A 16691-nucleotide genomic window follows, 5' to 3' on the forward strand; every position below is an offset into this window, starting at 1 on the left:
GTTTGTGTCAATTGTATTAAGATTATCAGATTCATAGATTTCTTCTTTTGCTACATCCAAATATTTTGCAACTTTTGATCATCAGCTGATGAATCCCAAGATGTCTTTGATAATAAATCTAATGAATATGGATGGCTAGGATATTTTGAAACAATTTCATCTAATTTTCTATAGTTTTTAATCTGCCAATCTTTATCTTGATAATACTTTCTTCTAAATGCCTCATAATCTTTCTCAATCAAACTTGTTTCCGTCCCCTCTATTGAATTGATCGTAATCCAATCCAATTCAATCTTATTAACAGTTTTCTTTTCGAAAGTGATATCAATATTGATGTTTTCATTTTCCAAATAAAAGTCTTTGTCCATTCCGGCAGCTCTGCTAATAGAAAAATATCCGACCTCGACTTTAGATAGATTTCCTTTAAAATGAAACTTATTATTAATAACAATGCAACTATCTTTAATATTACCGTAATGAAGATAAAGATAACCCTCATAATTTCCGTGAATTAAACCAGTTAACGTAAATTTTTTTTTTTGAGTTTGACTTAACAGAGAAGTCGAAAAAAGAATAACAATAATTTTAATAAAAATACAATTTCTCATTTTTTTTGTAAATTAAGTTGTAGATAGTTATTAACTATCTACAACTAGGTAGTTTTTAAAGACAAACTCGTCCTCTATCACCACCACAAGGTGGATAATTACCGCTCACGGACATACCGCTACAACAATCAGAATTCTTAGTAACACCTGTCGAACATGCTGGTAAACAATCTGCTTCCCCCCCACCATAGGCATCACAAGGAGGCAGTCCAGATTGTCCACATGAAGGGCTTGCACCTCCCCCAGGACCAAAATTACCTGCAGAGAGATTTCTCATTTCGTTTCTCGTTAATTTATTAATAAGATTCGAAAGTCCAATTTCATTAATTTTTTTCATAATTTAAAATTTTACTTAACTTAAATTCTACACTACCTAAACATTCTCAACTACTTATTCACCACGTGCACTTAGTTTTTTTAAATAATCTAAGAATATTCAGCATTTGATAAAAGTAAAACATAAGTCAGATTACTCTTATGCATATCCATGCGAATTTTATGCAATTTGTCCTTAATTTATATCTTCACTAATACGAAATGTGTTCGAACACATTTTCTTCTCCTTTCCTTGCAAAATAAAAACTGTATCTGTATTTTCGTGCTTATTCTAACCTATCCAGCTATTTTTTTATCCAAATGGTAAAAGAAATACAACTATTCTTAAAATACTATATCATAAACCAATGAAAAAAAAATTATTACAAGCAAGATTAAATAAAGGATTATCACAAGAAGAACTGGCAGACCTAATAGGAATATCGCAATCGAATTATTCCCGAAGAGAAAAGGGGTTAAAAAAAATATCAAATATGGAGTGGGTTAAAATTGCAAAATATTTGGATGTAGCAAAAGAAGAAATCTATGAATCTGATAATCTTAATACAATTGACACAAACGATTCATTTAAAGCAGAATCCTTTACTATTCCAAATTTTATCATCGAACACATAGAAATGCTCACAGAGAGAAATAAACAACTTGAAGAAAAGTTAAAAAAATTTGAGCTTTAGATTCCTTTAACAAAAAAAAATCTACCAACAGATATACTTGTTTCTCCTTAATCTGATCCTTTACCAAAAGAAAATCTATTAACGAGTTCGCTAATATTATGAGATAAAACTTCTCTGTTTTAATTTAATCGTAAAGCTTTAAAAAAAAACCTTTAAAACGAAACTCTTCAATTCGCAAAATTGATTTGATTTTTCTTTCAATTTTGCGAAATTATGGCTTCAAAAAAAAATCTCTTTAAATTTCTAAAATCTGGTTGAAAACTCCGTCCTCATCCTCACCTTTTTTGTTCGTAAACTAAAGAGCATTTTTTACTCCAAAAACACAACTCTTCTCTGAATAAATTAACTCTCAACAGAAAAAATTCCTTCAAAACCGTCCTTACAGAATAACAGTAGAAAACTTACTTTATTATCAACATAAAGGGATAGCAATTACGAAATTCACAAAATTAAACACAACTCTTTTTAATAACTTAAAAATAGAATATTTACATTTTGACAATATAAATATCGAACTATTCTTTTTCGGCCCTTTAATTTTAACAAAACGCTACTTTTTTAGTTTAAAAAAAACGTTTTGTGTAATTTTATGTGCTCGAGAACACAAATTTTGTGTGTTCGAGCACATTTTTCATGTTTTTTCTTGGTTAATAAAAATATAATCGATAGTTTCGTCAAGTAATAAAAACATTGAGTGGGAATAATCCTATGTTTTAAGCCTCTTTAATTCGATTCTTAAGCCATAAAAAAGGAACCCTTCAAATACCAATTACGGCAAAAAAACAACTTGACAAAAAAACAATCATTAACCAAAACCAAACAAGAGCATGAAAGAAGCACTTTCAAAAAATCCTAAGATTTTAAAGTTGCAGACAGTACTTGATAAAAGTTTAAAAACAACATTGTGTACTTTGTTGTCCGTAACTTTTCAAATTACAACTGCTGCTCCCTCAAAAGAGATTTCTTTAAACAAAACCAGCTTACTGGCCTTTCAAAAAATAGTAAAGGGTAAAGTTGTGGATGAAAAAGGAATTCCAATTCCCGGTGTAAATGTTATTATAAAAGGATCCAAGACCGGTGTCCAAACGGATATCGACGGAAGTTTTGCAATCGAGATACCAAATGCCAACACCATTTTAGTATTCTCATTTTTAGGAATGCAGGATCAGGAAATCCCGGCTGGAAATGACGCTATTAAAGTGACGATGAAGGAAGCCGGACAGCAAATGGATGAAGTTGTTATCGTGGGATACAGTAAAGTAAAAAAAGAAAGCTTAACAGGGTCACTACAGACTTTAGACAATAAAAAACTATTGGATGTTACCACTCCAACTGTTGAAAACTTACTGGCTGGAAAAGCAAGTGGAGTTTTTGTTAGTACCAGTGGAGGAGAGCCTGGAGGTGCCTCAAAAGTGATTATTAGAGGTAAAACTACAGTAAACGGAAGCACTGACCCTCTATGGGTAGTAGACGGTGTGATCGTTGGAAACAGTTCTCCTCCTATGAATCCTTCTGATATCGAAAATTTAACCGTTCTTAAAGATGCGGCTTCTACTGCTGTTTATGGTTCACAAGGTGCCAATGGCGTAATTGTAGTAACCACAAAAAGCGGTAAAGCAGGAAAATCAATCATTAATTTTTCTTCAAGAACAGCGATGTCGACCGTAAACAATGGGAATCTTAAAATGATGAACGGAGCTGAATTATATGATTTTTATGATTCTTTTGCAAACAAACAAGATTTTCAAAATGTTTGGTGGTGGACTCCCGAATTAAGAAATAAAAACCACGACTGGTGGAAAAATGCTACTCAAACGGGTATTGCTCAGGATTACAACTTATCAATTAGTGGCGGTGGTGAGAACTTCAAAAGTTATGTTTCCTTAGGACTTTATGACGAAACTGGAGCTATAACTGGTTATGAATATAAAAGATATAACGGTTTGATGAAATTTGAGTACAAACCAATTTCATGGCTGACTATAAAACCACTAATCAATTTAACCCGAGAGAAAGTATACGATCAACAACATAGTGTAGGCGCTATGTACCGCAACCTGCCTTGGGACAGTCCTTATTTACCGGACGGATCATTAGTAGGAAATGCACCTAACCCAACCTGGGTAAATACGACTGGGTCTAACTATTTGTATGATTTACAATGGAATTATTCTGAATCGGAAAAATATACTGTTCGTGCCAATATGGATTTCGATGTAAAATTAACAAACTGGCTGACGTATTCATCTGTAAACAATTACATCTTCGACAATTACAATTCAACTGCCTATTCGGATCCGAGATCGTCCTCAGCATTAGCCGTAAAAGGTAGAATAGAAGACAGATTCGAAACCTATAACAAGCTATACACTAATCAACTGTTAAGGTTTAACAAATCATTTGGTTCCCATAATGTGAATGCGGTTGCAGGTTATGAATGGAATGAATATAATTTCAAAAAAACACAGGCAATTGCAACAGGAATTCCTCCCGGAATTAGTGTGACAGACCCAGCTGCCAAACCTGAAGCTGTAAACGGAAATAAAAGACAATGGGCAGTACAATCCTTACTATCAAATGTAAATTATACCTATGATAATCGCTATTTGGCACAATTTTCTTTTAGACGTGACGGAGCTTCTAATTTTGGTAAAAATGCACAATACGGTAATTTCTTCTCTATTAGTGGTGGATGGAATATCCATAATGAAGCTTTCTTTAAAGCGGATTGGGTGAATAACCTAAAACTAAGAGCCAGTTATGGTTCGGTCGGAAATCGTCCAAACAGCTTATACGGTCACCTGCCGTTATACTCTTTTCAAGAAAGTTATGATGAAAATCCCGGTGCCTTAATTTCACAATTAGCAAATCCTGATCTAAGCTGGGAAAAAACATTCACTACCGGTATAGGTCTAGACATAAGCCTCTTCAAGAGAGTAAATATTACTTTAGATTATTATGATAAAGATACTTCAGATTTATTGTACCAGGTTCCGCTTCCGGGTGTTATAGGAGTAACTCGTATCTGGAGAAACGTTGGGGCAGTAAACAACAGAGGGTTTGAAGCCTCAGTTAATGTAGATATTATCAAAACTAAAGATCTTGTTTGGTCATTTGACGCCAATATTGGGTTTAACAAAAATAAAGTAACCGGTCTTTATGGTGACAAACAGGAAATAATTGTTTCCGACCGAAGCGGTGTGGAAGGTGCTGCTAAAAAACTACTAAAACCAGGATATGATGTAGACAGCTGGTTCTTAACCGAATGGGCTGGTGTTGATCCTGAAAATGGGAAACCACAGTGGTTTACTACTAATGCTTCCGGAGAACGTGTAAAAACCTATAGTTATGGTGAGGCTTCCAAATATCAAAAAGTAGTGGGTTCTTATACTCCGGATTTCTTCGGAGGATTCTCAACCAGTTTAAACTATAAAAATTTTGATTTTGCAGCTATATTCAGCTATTCTGTTGGAGGTGAAATTTACAACTACGCCAGGTCAGAATTTGATTCGGATGGTGCTTATTCAGACAGAAACCAAATGAATCTAAATAGCGGATGGAGCCGTTGGGAAAAACCGGGTGATATTGCTACACACCCACAGGCGATTTACAACAACCCAAGTAACTCCCAAAAATCATCTTCCCGTTTCTTAGAAACTGGAACTTATCTAAAAATGAGAAGTTTATCTTTAGGTTATAATATACCTCTTCAACATTTACACATTACCAACTTAAGGTTATTTATTACCGGAGAAAATTTATTTACCATCTCACATTTTTCAGGTGTAACTCCGGAGTTGTCACCAAATTGGGATGCTTCAACTGAAGAATACGTGATTTCGGGTGTAGCCAGAGACATGTATCCGCAAACTCGTAAAATTACACTAGGTCTTAACTTAACGTTATAAAATAAAAATCATGAAAAAGATATTACTACTAGGTATTGCAATTAGTTTTCTGAGCTCATGTGAGTTAGACAGAGAGCCATTTTCTTCCTATACAAAAGATAAAATACAACAAGATAAAGAAGCTTCCGTAGAAGTATTGCTGAACGGATGTTACGCACAACTAAAAGGCTGGTCGGATGTCATGCACCGCGTTGGAGAATATCCGGGAGACAACATCATGATTAGAGGAACTTCTACCGATCACTTTTACTCTTTTATTTCCTATCAACATGTTCCTGACAATAATAGATTGTCTACTTTTTGGAATAATGGGTATAAAATTATTTCGCAATCAAGTGATTTGATAACATCTATTAAAGAAGGTGAAAGTCCTGCTATTGACCAGCAATTAGGGGAAGCTTATTACTTAAGAGGCATGATTTATTTTTACTTGTGCCGTACGTACGGAAGACCTTATGCCCAATCACCTGAAACCAATTTAGGTGTGCCAATTGTAAACGGCTTACCGGCAGATCTTAACAACCTTAGACTTCCGGATCGTTCTACCGTAAAAACAACTTACGACCAGGCTATTAACGACTTGAAAAAAGCAGAAGCACTAATGACCGTAGGAAAAGCAGCTACTTATGCCACCAAAGAGGCAGCGCAAGCCATGCTTTCAAGAGTCTATTTGTACATGAGTGGTACTTATGAAACTCCAAATCAGGAATATGCAACGCTTTCTATTGATTATGCTAAAAAAGTAATCATGAGTGGCAGATACAGCTTATTAAGCCGTGCCAATTTTATGAAGTACAACACTTATGCACCAGATTCTGCTGAACAAACAGAAACTATTTTTGCAATAAAAAGAGTCGCTTCAGAATATTCCGGATACGATCACTATTATGGTATTGGAGGAATGTATGCCAATATCCAGGGACAAGGATGGGGCGAAATGTATGCCAGTGGAGAATATCTTGACTTGTTAAGAAAAGCTGGACTGAAAAAAGATGCTCGTTGGGCTTTTATTGATCCGCAATACACAAAAGATGCCAGCGGAAATAAAACAGAGGCTTTCCGCTTTATAACGGATGTTTTCAATGCCGGTGGTACACAAACTGGATACAATTATGTGCAACAGCCTTTAAAAACTAAGGCAGATGGATCCTATTTTATTACAATTGGAACTACAGATTATAACCTTACTGTCGTAAATGCAGCTGAAAATCAATATTCTATTGTATACCAAGGCAAAACGTATACAGGAGAAAAAGATTATATGATGCTTTTAAACCGTGTATATCCAATGTTTTATATTACAAAATGTTCTTTACAAAATAATGATTCACACCTGCACTCGCCTATTATTTCAAGATTGGCAGAAATGTACCTGAACATGGCAGAAGCTTATGCTAAAAAAGGAGATTATTCCAACGCTTTGACCAATCTGAACATCATTCGTGAAAGAGCAATTGTTGGCGGAGGTTATGCTTCTTTAAACAGTACAAACGCTGTACAGCGTATTGATGAAGAGCGTCAGTTAGAATTGGCTTTTGAAGCGCATCGTGGTTATGACGTTTACAGAAACGGTCAAACAATGACACGTCGTTACCCTGGTCCTCATTTACCAATGAATGACGTTCCGGCAACGAGTCTGCGTGTAGTACAATACATTCCTCAATCTGAAGTTAATGCTTACCCTGGGACTTTAACACAAAACCCATAGTTTTTTATTTATTGTTTGTTTTGAAGCCTCTCTAATTGGATCGATTAGAGAGGCATTTCAAAAACAACTGCTTAAAGTATCATCACTTAATCTCAAAAAATGAAAAATATATTGTACTTGTTTTTTGCTTCTTTTCTTGTCTCAACTTCCTGCGCTGGCAGCAATGATGATGTACCATTGGAAAATGAAACCATAGAAAATCCAAAAACAACAATTTCCCTGCCCCTTGGAGGAAATGCATATAGTTCTAAACATTTAGACGGAACTACTTCGATTACAGACAATGGTATCGAGAACTGGACCGACTCCGGTGAATTTTTTACCGCTTATTTCAGAATTTCTAAACCCGGAACATTTCAAATTACAGTAGAAGAATCTGTTCAGGTGTATGGAAAATCGGAATTAGAATTTTCGATCAATAACGAATCCAAGAAAGTAAATTTCACCACTTCAAAAAAGGCTGTTATAGCTGGAACCTGGAACCTTAAAAAAGAAGGATATGTTGCTGTCAGAATAAAAGGAATCAGTAAAACCGGCGATCGTTTCCCGTCTATTAGTCGTTTAACGATTGCAAGTGCTGATTTTGACGGCAAAATCTCTTATGTACCTAACAACGAAGGAGCTTTTTACCACTGGGGACGTCGCGGGCCTTCTGTTCATTTAAATTATCAGGTACCTGAAAACACCAACACCGAATGGTACTACAACGAAATTACCGTTCCTCAAAACGAAGACAAAATTGGTTCTTACTTTATGGCAAATGGTTTTGGAGAAGGTTATTTCGGAATTCAGGTCAACTCAGCTACTGAAAGAAGAATTTTATTTTCTGTATGGAGTCCGTTTACGACCGATGATCCTGCCAGCATTCCCGAAACTCACAAAATTAAAATGCTTAAAAAAGGAGAAAATGTACACACCGGCGAATTCGGAAATGAAGGTTCGGGAGGACAAAGCTATCTAAAATATAATTGGAAAGCCGGAAACACCTATAAGTTTTTACTTCGTGGATTTCCAGCAGGTAATAATACGACCACCTATACAGCTTATTTTTATGCTCCGGAATTGAATAAATGGCTCTTAATTGCCAGCTTTAACCGTCCGGAAACCAACACCTACTTAAAAAGATTCCATTCTTTTCTGGAAAACTTTATTCCCGAACAGGGAGATCTATCCCGTAAAGTTCTTTTTAACAACCAATGGGTTTGCGACGACAAAGGCAACTGGTCAGAAATCAATTCGGCACGATTCACAAACGACAATACCGGTGCAAAAGAATACAGAATGGATTTTGCCGGAGGTACCGAAAATGGTTTCTTTTATCTAAAAAATGGAGGCTTTTTTAATGATTATACAACTCCAAAAACTATTTTTACAAAAGCTTTAACCAATAAAAAACCGGAAATAAATTTTAATACATTACCCTAAAAAACACTCATAAAACAATAATCCCCGATAATCGGATTTTAGATTATCAATCATTTCAAATCAAATTAAACTATTATGAAAACTAGCATTTTAAAATTCATGTTAGCCGCCTGTATTCTGTTTGGAGGAACAAACGCATCGGCACAAATGATTAAAACCAAAACACCTGCCCGTGCAAAAGGTCAAACCGACGTTTTGCGTTTGGCAACAACACCAATACCTACCGTTCGTGTTGCCTTTATAGGTCTCGGAATGCGTGGCCCTGGAGCAGTAGAACGTATGACACATATTCCGGGTGTGGAAATTGTCGCTTTGTGCGATATGACACAGGAAAACACTTCTAAAGCAAACGAAACTTTAACCAAAGCAGGATTTCCTAAAGCTCAGGAATTCTACGGTGACGAAAATGCCTGGAGAAAAGTTACTGCTTTACCAAATGTTGATTTAGTTTACATCGCTACCGACTGGAAACATCACGCTATTATAGGTGTGCAAGCGATGAAAGATGGTAAACACGTAGCCATAGAAGTTCCGGGAGCAATGACAATGGAAGAAATCTGGCAGCTTATTGATACTTCTGAGAAAACCCGTAAACACTGTATGCAGCTTGAAAACTGTGTGTACGATTTCTTTGAACTTACTACCTTAAACATGGCTCAGCAAGGTTTGTTTGGAGAAATTCTTCATGCTGAAGGATCTTACATTCACGGACTTCAGCCTTTCTGGGGAGAATACTGGAACAACTGGAGAATGGATTACAACATCAAACACCGAGGCGATATTTATGCGACTCACGGTATGGGCCCGGCTTGTCAGGCTTTAAACATTCATCGTGGTGATAAAATGAACTTCTTAGTTTCTATGGATACTAAAGCAGTTGGAAATCCGGCATACATCAAAGAAAAATCCGGAAAAGAAATTAAAGATTTCAGAAATGGAGATCACACAATGACCATGATTCGTACTGAAAACGGAAAAACAATCCAGATTCAGCACGATGTTACCTCACCTCGTCCTTACAGCAGAATGTACCAATTAAGCGGTACAAAAGGTTTTGCTAACAAATATCCATTAGAAGGATATGCTTTAGACGGTGCAACATTAGGTGACGATGTAAAACCAAATCACGAGAAATTAAGCGCACACTCTTTTGTTCCTGCAGATGTGAAAAAAGCATTAATGGAAAAATACAAACACCCAATCGTAAAAAACATTGAAGAGCAGGCTAAAAAAGTGGGCGGTCATGGTGGAATGGATTTCGTAATGGATTACCGTTTGATTTACTGTCTGCAAAAAGGACTTCCATTAGACATGGATGTTTATGATTTAGCCGAATGGTCTTGTTTAGGCCCGTTAACAGAAATTTCTCTTGACAACGGTTCTGCTCCTGTAGAAATTCCTGATTTTACACGTGGCGGATGGAACAAGTTGAAAAAATTAGAATTTTCAGAATAAAATTTATTGGTTAGTTAGTAGAAACAAGAGGGCACGATTTATAGTGCTCTCTTGTTCATTATAGCCAACACTAATTAAAATAAAAGATGAAAAAAATATATTTTACATTTCTGTTTTTGTTTCTCTCATTGTGTGCAACCGCACAGGAAAAACAAAGTTTTGCTATAGCCAATGGAAATTTCCTGCTTAACGGAAAACCCATACAAATTCATTCGGGAGAAATGCACTACTCCCGTATTCCTCAACCCTACTGGCGTCATCGCTTAAAGATGATGAAAGCAATGGGTTTAAATGCCGTGGCAACCTATGTGTTTTGGAACTACCATGAAACAGCACCGGGAATCTGGGACTTCAAAACCGGAAATAAAAACCTGGCCGAATACATTAAAACAGCTCAGGAAGAGGGTTTGTTTGTGATTTTACGCCCGGGCCCGTATGTGTGTGCCGAATGGGAATTTGGAGGTTATCCATGGTTCCTGCAAAACGTACCCAATATGGTTATTCGAGGGAATAACACAGCCTATCTGACGGCAACTAAAGCCTATTTTACTGAATTATACAATCAGGTTAAGAATTTACAAATTACCAAAGGAGGCCCAATTATCATGGTTCAGGGAGAGAACGAATTTGGATCCTATGTAGCGCAACGCAAAGATATTCCGCTTGACGAGCATAAAAAGTATAGTGCTGCCGTTTTTCAGCAATTAAAAGATATTGGTTTCGAAGTTCCGTTTTTTACTTCAGACGGAAGCTGGTTATTTGAAGGCGGAGCTTTACCAGGTGCACTGCCAACTGCAAATGGAGAAAGCGACATTACAAAACTAAAAAATGTGGTCAACCAATTCAATAATGGGCAAGGTCCGTATATGGTAGCTGAATTTTACCCGGGCTGGCTGGATCATTGGGCAGAACCTTTCCCGACACAAACTCCCGAGGAAACCGTAAGCCAAACTCAAAAATATTTGGACAATCAGGTTTCATTCAATTACTATATGGTTCACGGAGGAACTAATTTTGGTTTTACTTCAGGAGCCAATTATGATAAGGAACATGACATTCAACCCGACATGACTTCTTATGATTATGACGCCCCAATTAGCGAAGCGGGTTGGGCAACTCCAAAATACAATGCGTTAAGAGCCCTGCTCAAAACAAATGAAACTCCGGCTATTCCGGCAAAAATGCCTGTGATCACTATTCCAAATATAGCATTAACGAAAACCGTTGATTTAGCCGATTTAAAGTCTAAAATCCCCCCTGTAACTGCGGACAATCCTTTAACCTTTGAACAGCTAAATCAGGGAGACGGTTACGTTTGGTACAGCAAAAGATTTACTCAGCCTATTAGCGGGAAGTTAGAACTAAAAGGATTACGCGATTACGCTATAGTGTATGTCAATGGCAAAAAAGTAGCCGAATTGAACCGATACTATAAAAAATACGATTGCGAAATTGAAGTTCCTTTTAACGCCACATTAGATATTCTGGTGGAGAATATGGGACGTATTAATTACGGTTCTCAAATTAATGCCAACAATAAAGGAATTATTAGTCCTGTAATAATTAATGGTGAAACCATTACCGGAAATTGGAAAATGTACAAATTACCAATGGCTCAGGAACCGGATTTAACGACTTACAAAAACTCAGGAAAAACAGACCGTCCTACCTTATATCAGGGAACTTTTAATCTGAGTAAAACCGGGGATACCTTCCTGGACATGCGCGACTGGGGTAAAGGAATTGTTTTTGTAAACGGAATTAACATTGGACGCTATTGGAGCGTTGGCCCACAGCAAACATTATATGTTCCGGGTTGCTGGCTTAAAAAAGGCAAAAACACCATTCAAATTTTCGAACAGAAAAACGGGAAAATTCAGAAGGAGGTAAAAACAATTAGCACTCCGATTTTAGAGGATTTAAAACCCGAAAACGGACAATAAAATTCTCTGTTTTTTCAAAAAAAAAAATCCCAAGCTCCAACAAAAATTGGAATTTGGGATTTTAAATATTGAATTTTAAATTACTTCCAGTTAAAAGTAATTTTCTTTTCTATTTCAGCATTTAAACTTAAAAATACGGGACAAGTCATTGCTGCACGTTCCAAAATTGTTTTGCTTTTTTCATCGGCATCTCCTTTCATTTCAAAAACAATTTCAATCGCTCCTATACGTCTAGGTTCTGCATTCATTATTTTTGTTACCTCCGCAGTTGAATCGATTAGATTTACGTTCAGATCACGAGCTTTAATCCCCATAATCGTCATCATACAACTGGCTAAAGCATTGGCAACCGTATCTGTTGGAGAAAAAGCTTCTCCTTTTCCGTTATTATCTACTGGCGCATCCGAAATGATTTCGCTTCCGGATTGCACATGAATTGATTTTGTTCTTAAATCGCCTAAATAGGTTACTTTTGATGTCATTAATTTGCTACTTTTAAAGTTAAATCATTATCGTAATATAAAATGTAGACGCCTTTGTTTGCGTGCCCACCATCCTCTTTTTTATAAAATTGAAATTTATTGTCAACTTGTTCCGTTGTCATTAAATCGGCTGTTTCCTGATATGTTTTTCCCTGAACCAAACGCATCATGGTATCAAAAGTTACATCAAATCCTCTTGTCGCATACGTATTTGGATTCACTTTATTCTTCAATCGGTACTCTTTCTCAAAAATCAAAACAGACGGATCATCGCTGTCACGCGTAACAGACGGATACATCAATTTTAGTTTTATTAAACTATCAAAACTAATTTCATCTGAGTCCAGCGTACTGTTGGGCTCTAAAACAACCAATTGTACCTGACAGGTTTTTTGAGCATCAAGCAAAGCTTTTATAGTGGTTCTAACCATGGCTGTGTTGGCTGTTTCCATTACCACATAGTTCATTCGGTTAGGCAATAATAAACTTTTTAAATTGGCCACATCCAAAGCTCCGGTTTCTGTCAGACTTGCAAACACAACTCCTTTTTGATTTTGCTTGATGTAACTGATAACTGATTCTTTCTTTTTATCTACAACCGCAACAATGTTTCCATTTTTGCCGCGCATATACTCAAACATAGCATTTCTAACCATATCGTTTGACGGAATGGTCTGATACAAATTATCAATCGGGTTCGCTTTATCTTTTGACAATGGCGAAATCACCGGAATATTATACAAACGCAATGTATTAGCAGTAGATTCGGCATTACTCTGATAAAAAGGTCCCACTACAGCATTGGCATCCTGCAATTTATTCTGAGCGATTAAACCCGAAATATTAGAACTGTTTTTTGTTTCCTGAGAATCATAAATGGCAACATCAATTGGCAATTTTAAAGTTCTCGCAGAATCGATCGCCATTAAAACTCCCGAATAAAAATCAAGAGTCATATTCAGGAACTTATCGTTTTTAATTCTGGTAGCTGAACTTGTGGTATCATTTTGCATTTTAGCCAAATTAAACGGCAGCAATAAAACCAGTTTTTGACGATCGGTTTGTCCACGTTTTTTAGTCAGTTCAACCACCTCAGGATTTACAGAAACCGTTTCCGATTTTACTTTGTCTATAATTTGTATCCCTCCCGTACTTTTATTTTCCAGTACTTTTTCAATATTTTGCTGTGGTTGTTCTTGTTTTTCTTGCACAACAATAGGCACTGGCGCTAAATATCCAGCAGGAACTTTTAAAACCATTCCTTCTTTAACCCCTTCAGAAAGTGCCGGATTTAAAGCTGTTAATTCTTCCTGAGTAATATGAAAAGTGTGTGTTAAACTATAAAAAGTTTCTTTTGGTTTTACCTGATAATCCATATAAGAAACCGCTTTTTTAGTCATTTCTGTCCCTTTCTTAATTTCTGTCGGTTTAGCAACACTAGTCACGGGCTGGGAAGAAGTTTCTGTTTTAGGAGCTGTTCCTTTTATCGTTAGGCGATAACCAACCGGCAAATTTGAAACAATCTCAGGATTGCGTTTTTCTAATTCTTCAATTGTTATTCCGTATTGTTTTGCGATCGAAAACTTAGTTTCTTTTGCAAGCACGTCATGATAAACATACTTTTCCGTAGCTGTCGATTTAGCTTTAGCAGGAACCGAAACCGCTGCTTTTACTGCACCGCCTTTTGATGGTATCGTAAGAGTCTGTCCAATTTGCAAACCGTCTTTTACCAAAAAAGGATTGGCCGTTTTTAAAGCTTCATCCGAAACATTATATTTTTTCTCAATCCCAAACAAAGTCTCTTTGGGTTGCACTTCATGTGTAACTGTTTTTCCCGGGGTAGAACTCTTCACTGAAGCAACATCAGTTTTAACCGCCGCTTTAGTACCGGAAGTCGGAATCAATAAAACCGTATTCGGTTTAACACCATTTCTGGCATCCGGGTTTAATGAATAAATATCATAAGGCGTAACCTTAAATTTTACGGCAATCTGATTAATAGTTTCTCCGCTTGAAACCGTGTACTTTACCACTTTTTCTTGTGAAAATGCAGAACTGGTTGCAAAAAAAATCAGAGACAATAATGTTGAATAATATTTCATAATAAAGCTTAAAACAATTTAATTTCAATTTCAATAACAAGTTACAAAATTCTCTTTAAAGCAAGATTCCTGCCACTTATTATTTCTACACTGCTTATTCCCTAAGATCAATCTCGATCTTAGCAATAACAACCTCTTTATATAACTCCTCTTCCTCCTTTTTCTTGCATTGATACAAAACTTCTTCCATATTTTGGTACTTATCTGAATAGACATAGTAAGAAAGACTGTTAATGTTAAAGAAGAAACTGGCGTTAAAATCGCCCGAATCAATGAGTTTCATAATGAACCTGTCTCTTAGCGTTGCGTCTGTAAATATACCTAAAACTAAGTAATAGCCGTTTGAAACTTCTTTAAGATTATCAAAAACTTCAACCTTTATCGTTTTGTCTTTTCTAAGCGGATTTTCCTTTAACTCGCACTTCATTTCTTCCGATGAAACGATCTTCGAATCTTCTGTTGCACCATTTTTTTTCTGATTTTTAATCGCCTGATCCTGATACTTTTTTAGTTTAACCAAAGCCACCTTGTCATCAAACTTTCGGGCTTCCATACTATAATAAGATGCTTTGCTAATATGTCTTTTTACTTCAATCTTTTTCTGAGTATCCAGCGAATCTATTTTAGCAATCAAAAGCTGATTTTGGGCATCCCCTTGTTCCTGCTCTATTTTGTAACGCTTTATTTCTTCCAGAGAAAGACGTTGCAGCAGTGAAATTGTAGTATTATTCTTTTCACTTTCACGGATTTTCTTCTTGTATTCCTGGTTTTCCTCCGCAGCAATTTTCTCTACCTTATTCATTAAACCGGCATATACCTTTCTATTCTCGGCCAGTTCTTTCTTCAACTGAGACGATAACTCATTGGTTTTTCCGATACTTTCATAAGATCGTTTTTCGAGTCTTTTTGATTCGTCGATATTTAGAACATCCATTCTCTTTAAATCGACCAGATCGTTACTCATTATAGTGACCAGCGAATCCAGTTTCGCCATTAAAACACCCTGAACATTTTTATTAGCTTCCAATACCAATCGCAACTTTTCAACTGAATTCTCTTTGGAACCGTTCATGTTATTCAGATTCACTTTCAGATCGTTAATTTTTATGATTTTCTGATTCATTTCTTTCTGAACAACCAATCGGTCTTTCAAATCCTCCAGTTCAACCGTTTTCGCTTTTGTTTTTTCGACCACCACCTGCTTTTCAGCCAGAGCCAACATCAACTCTTCACTTTCGTTTGTTGGCTTTACTCCTTTGGTATTGATTGCTAACTTGTTCCCTACAATCAGTCCGTTTACGATTTCAGGATTCTGAGACTCTAACTGATCAATTGAGATTTCGTATTTTTTAGCAATCGAAAACTTGGTTTCTTTAGGCTCTACCACATGAAAAACAGTTTCCTGATTAATGACACGAACTCGTCCATCCAGTGTTTTTCGTTTGTTCGGAATCGCAATAGACTGACCAATCTGTAATCCATTTTGAAGAAGATTTTTGTTTAGATTTTCTAAATCCAGCACCGAAACATTATATTGTCTGGCAATGCTGAATAAGGACTCCTTAGCAACAACCTGATGGTTTACTTTTGAAGATGATGTACTTTCATTTTTGGAAAGATCTGCCAGTCCTTGAGGAATAACTAATTCCTGACCAATCTGAAGTCCGTTGGCAAGAATCGTCTGATTTGCATTTTGAAGCGATTCAACTGAAACGTTGTACTGTTTCGATAAACCAAAAAGGGTTTCTTTTGCGCCAACAATGTGAGTAATTTGCTGACCGGGGTTTGTTTTTTCAACCGGGTGAACAGGAATCTTAATAATCTGATTGTCTTGGATTCCACTCTGTGATTCGGGGTTGAATTTGTAAATCTCTTCGACAGAAACCTTGTACTTTTGGGCAATAAAATAGGCAGTTTCTCCTTTTTGAATTTTATGCTCAATAAATGAATCTTGCGCAGTTATTTTGTTAAAAGACAAAACAAAGACAAGAGAAAACGTTAAAAATTCTCTCATAAATAGTAGGTTTAAAAAATTAAGGCGTTACAAATG

The 16691-nt window shown here is 36.2% G+C and carries 11 protein-coding genes; 6 read left to right on the forward strand and 5 right to left on the reverse strand.

Annotation, left to right across the window (positions count from 1 at the left end):
• Positions 1 to 50: 50 nt before the first annotated feature.
• Both FLA105534_RS08395 and FLA105534_RS08400 read right to left on the reverse strand, forming a co-directional pair.
• Positions 51 to 608: a DUF4369 domain-containing protein gene (locus FLA105534_RS08395; RefSeq protein WP_173965572.1), complete on the reverse strand. Its 558-nt coding sequence runs from the start codon at positions 606 to 608 to the stop codon at positions 51 to 53.
• A gap of 55 nt (positions 609 to 663) precedes the next feature.
• Positions 664 to 945, reverse strand: a complete 282-nt coding sequence (locus tag FLA105534_RS08400) for a hypothetical protein (RefSeq protein ID WP_173965573.1) — start codon at positions 943 to 945, stop codon at positions 664 to 666.
• 346 nt (positions 946 to 1291) lie between these two features.
• Between FLA105534_RS08400 and FLA105534_RS08405 the strand changes: the two genes are divergently transcribed.
• The 6 genes from FLA105534_RS08405 (at position 1292) to FLA105534_RS08430 (ending at position 12057) form a co-directional block, all read left to right on the forward strand.
• The gene (locus tag FLA105534_RS08405; protein ID WP_173965574.1) at positions 1292 to 1618 is read left to right on the forward strand and encodes a helix-turn-helix transcriptional regulator; all 327 of its coding nucleotides are present in this window, start codon (positions 1292 to 1294) and stop codon (positions 1616 to 1618) included.
• An 827-nt stretch (positions 1619 to 2445) separates the two neighbouring features.
• Positions 2446 to 5526, forward strand: a complete 3081-nt coding sequence (locus FLA105534_RS08410) for a SusC/RagA family TonB-linked outer membrane protein (RefSeq protein ID WP_173965575.1) — start codon at positions 2446 to 2448, stop codon at positions 5524 to 5526.
• Between the two features lie 10 nt (positions 5527 to 5536).
• Positions 5537 to 7234 carry a RagB/SusD family nutrient uptake outer membrane protein gene (locus tag FLA105534_RS08415; RefSeq protein ID WP_173965576.1) on the forward strand — a complete coding sequence of 566 codons (1698 nt, stop codon included), beginning with the start codon at positions 5537 to 5539 and terminating at the stop codon, positions 7232 to 7234.
• A 99-nt stretch (positions 7235 to 7333) separates the two neighbouring features.
• A complete protein-coding gene (locus FLA105534_RS08420) occupies positions 7334 to 8659 on the forward strand; it encodes a DUF3472 domain-containing protein (protein ID WP_173965577.1) in 1326 nt (441 codons plus the stop codon).
• Positions 8660 to 8758: 99 nt separating this feature from the next.
• Positions 8759 to 10114 carry a Gfo/Idh/MocA family protein gene (locus FLA105534_RS08425; RefSeq protein ID WP_246253196.1) on the forward strand — a complete coding sequence of 452 codons (1356 nt, stop codon included), beginning with the start codon at positions 8759 to 8761 and terminating at the stop codon, positions 10112 to 10114.
• Between the two features lie 86 nt (positions 10115 to 10200).
• Complete coding sequence (locus tag FLA105534_RS08430; RefSeq protein WP_173965579.1) at positions 10201 to 12057, forward strand: glycoside hydrolase family 35 protein; 1857 nt, start codon at positions 10201 to 10203, stop codon at positions 12055 to 12057.
• Between the two features lie 80 nt (positions 12058 to 12137).
• On the opposite strand, the gene FLA105534_RS08435 is transcribed toward FLA105534_RS08430, so the two are convergent.
• From FLA105534_RS08435 to FLA105534_RS08445, 3 genes are all read right to left on the reverse strand, one after another.
• On the reverse strand, positions 12138 to 12539 hold the full coding sequence (locus FLA105534_RS08435; RefSeq protein ID WP_173965580.1) for an OsmC family protein: 402 nt from the start codon (positions 12537 to 12539) through the stop codon (positions 12138 to 12140).
• Positions 12539 to 14641 (reverse strand): PBP1 and LysM peptidoglycan-binding domain-containing protein, encoded by a 2103-nt coding sequence (locus tag FLA105534_RS08440; RefSeq protein WP_173965582.1) that lies wholly within the window; start codon positions 14639 to 14641, stop codon positions 12539 to 12541. Before FLA105534_RS08440 ends, FLA105534_RS08435 begins: the two co-directional genes overlap by 1 nt.
• A 94-nt stretch (positions 14642 to 14735) precedes the next feature.
• Positions 14736 to 16655, reverse strand: a complete 1920-nt coding sequence (locus FLA105534_RS08445; RefSeq protein WP_173965584.1) for a LysM peptidoglycan-binding domain-containing protein — start codon at positions 16653 to 16655, stop codon at positions 14736 to 14738.
• Between the last annotated feature and the right edge of the window lie 36 nt (positions 16656 to 16691).

The organism is Flavobacterium collinsii (genome assembly GCF_902804485.1).
GTDB lineage: Bacteria > Bacteroidota > Bacteroidia > Flavobacteriales > Flavobacteriaceae > Flavobacterium > Flavobacterium collinsii.

Excerpts from the sequence above, each read along its gene's own strand:
- FLA105534_RS08395 (WP_173965572.1), bottom strand. The coding sequence starts at position 608 with ATGAGAAATTGTATTTTTATTAAAATTATTGTTATTCTTTTTTCGACT.
- FLA105534_RS08400 (WP_173965573.1), bottom strand. The coding sequence starts at position 945 with ATGAAAAAAATTAATGAAATTGGACTTTCGAATCTTATTAATAAATTA.
- FLA105534_RS08405 (WP_173965574.1), top strand. The coding sequence starts at position 1,292 with ATGAAAAAAAAATTATTACAAGCAAGATTAAATAAAGGATTATCACAA.
- FLA105534_RS08410 (WP_173965575.1), top strand. The coding sequence starts at position 2,446 with ATGAAAGAAGCACTTTCAAAAAATCCTAAGATTTTAAAGTTGCAGACA.
- FLA105534_RS08415 (WP_173965576.1), top strand. The coding sequence starts at position 5,537 with ATGAAAAAGATATTACTACTAGGTATTGCAATTAGTTTTCTGAGCTCA.
- FLA105534_RS08420 (WP_173965577.1), top strand. The coding sequence starts at position 7,334 with ATGAAAAATATATTGTACTTGTTTTTTGCTTCTTTTCTTGTCTCAACT.
- FLA105534_RS08425 (WP_246253196.1), top strand. The coding sequence starts at position 8,759 with ATGTTAGCCGCCTGTATTCTGTTTGGAGGAACAAACGCATCGGCACAA.
- FLA105534_RS08430 (WP_173965579.1), top strand. The coding sequence starts at position 10,201 with ATGAAAAAAATATATTTTACATTTCTGTTTTTGTTTCTCTCATTGTGT.
- FLA105534_RS08435 (WP_173965580.1), bottom strand. The coding sequence starts at position 12,539 with ATGACATCAAAAGTAACCTATTTAGGCGATTTAAGAACAAAATCAATT.
- FLA105534_RS08440 (WP_173965582.1), bottom strand. The coding sequence starts at position 14,641 with ATGAAATATTATTCAACATTATTGTCTCTGATTTTTTTTGCAACCAGT.
- FLA105534_RS08445 (WP_173965584.1), bottom strand. The coding sequence starts at position 16,655 with ATGAGAGAATTTTTAACGTTTTCTCTTGTCTTTGTTTTGTCTTTTAAC.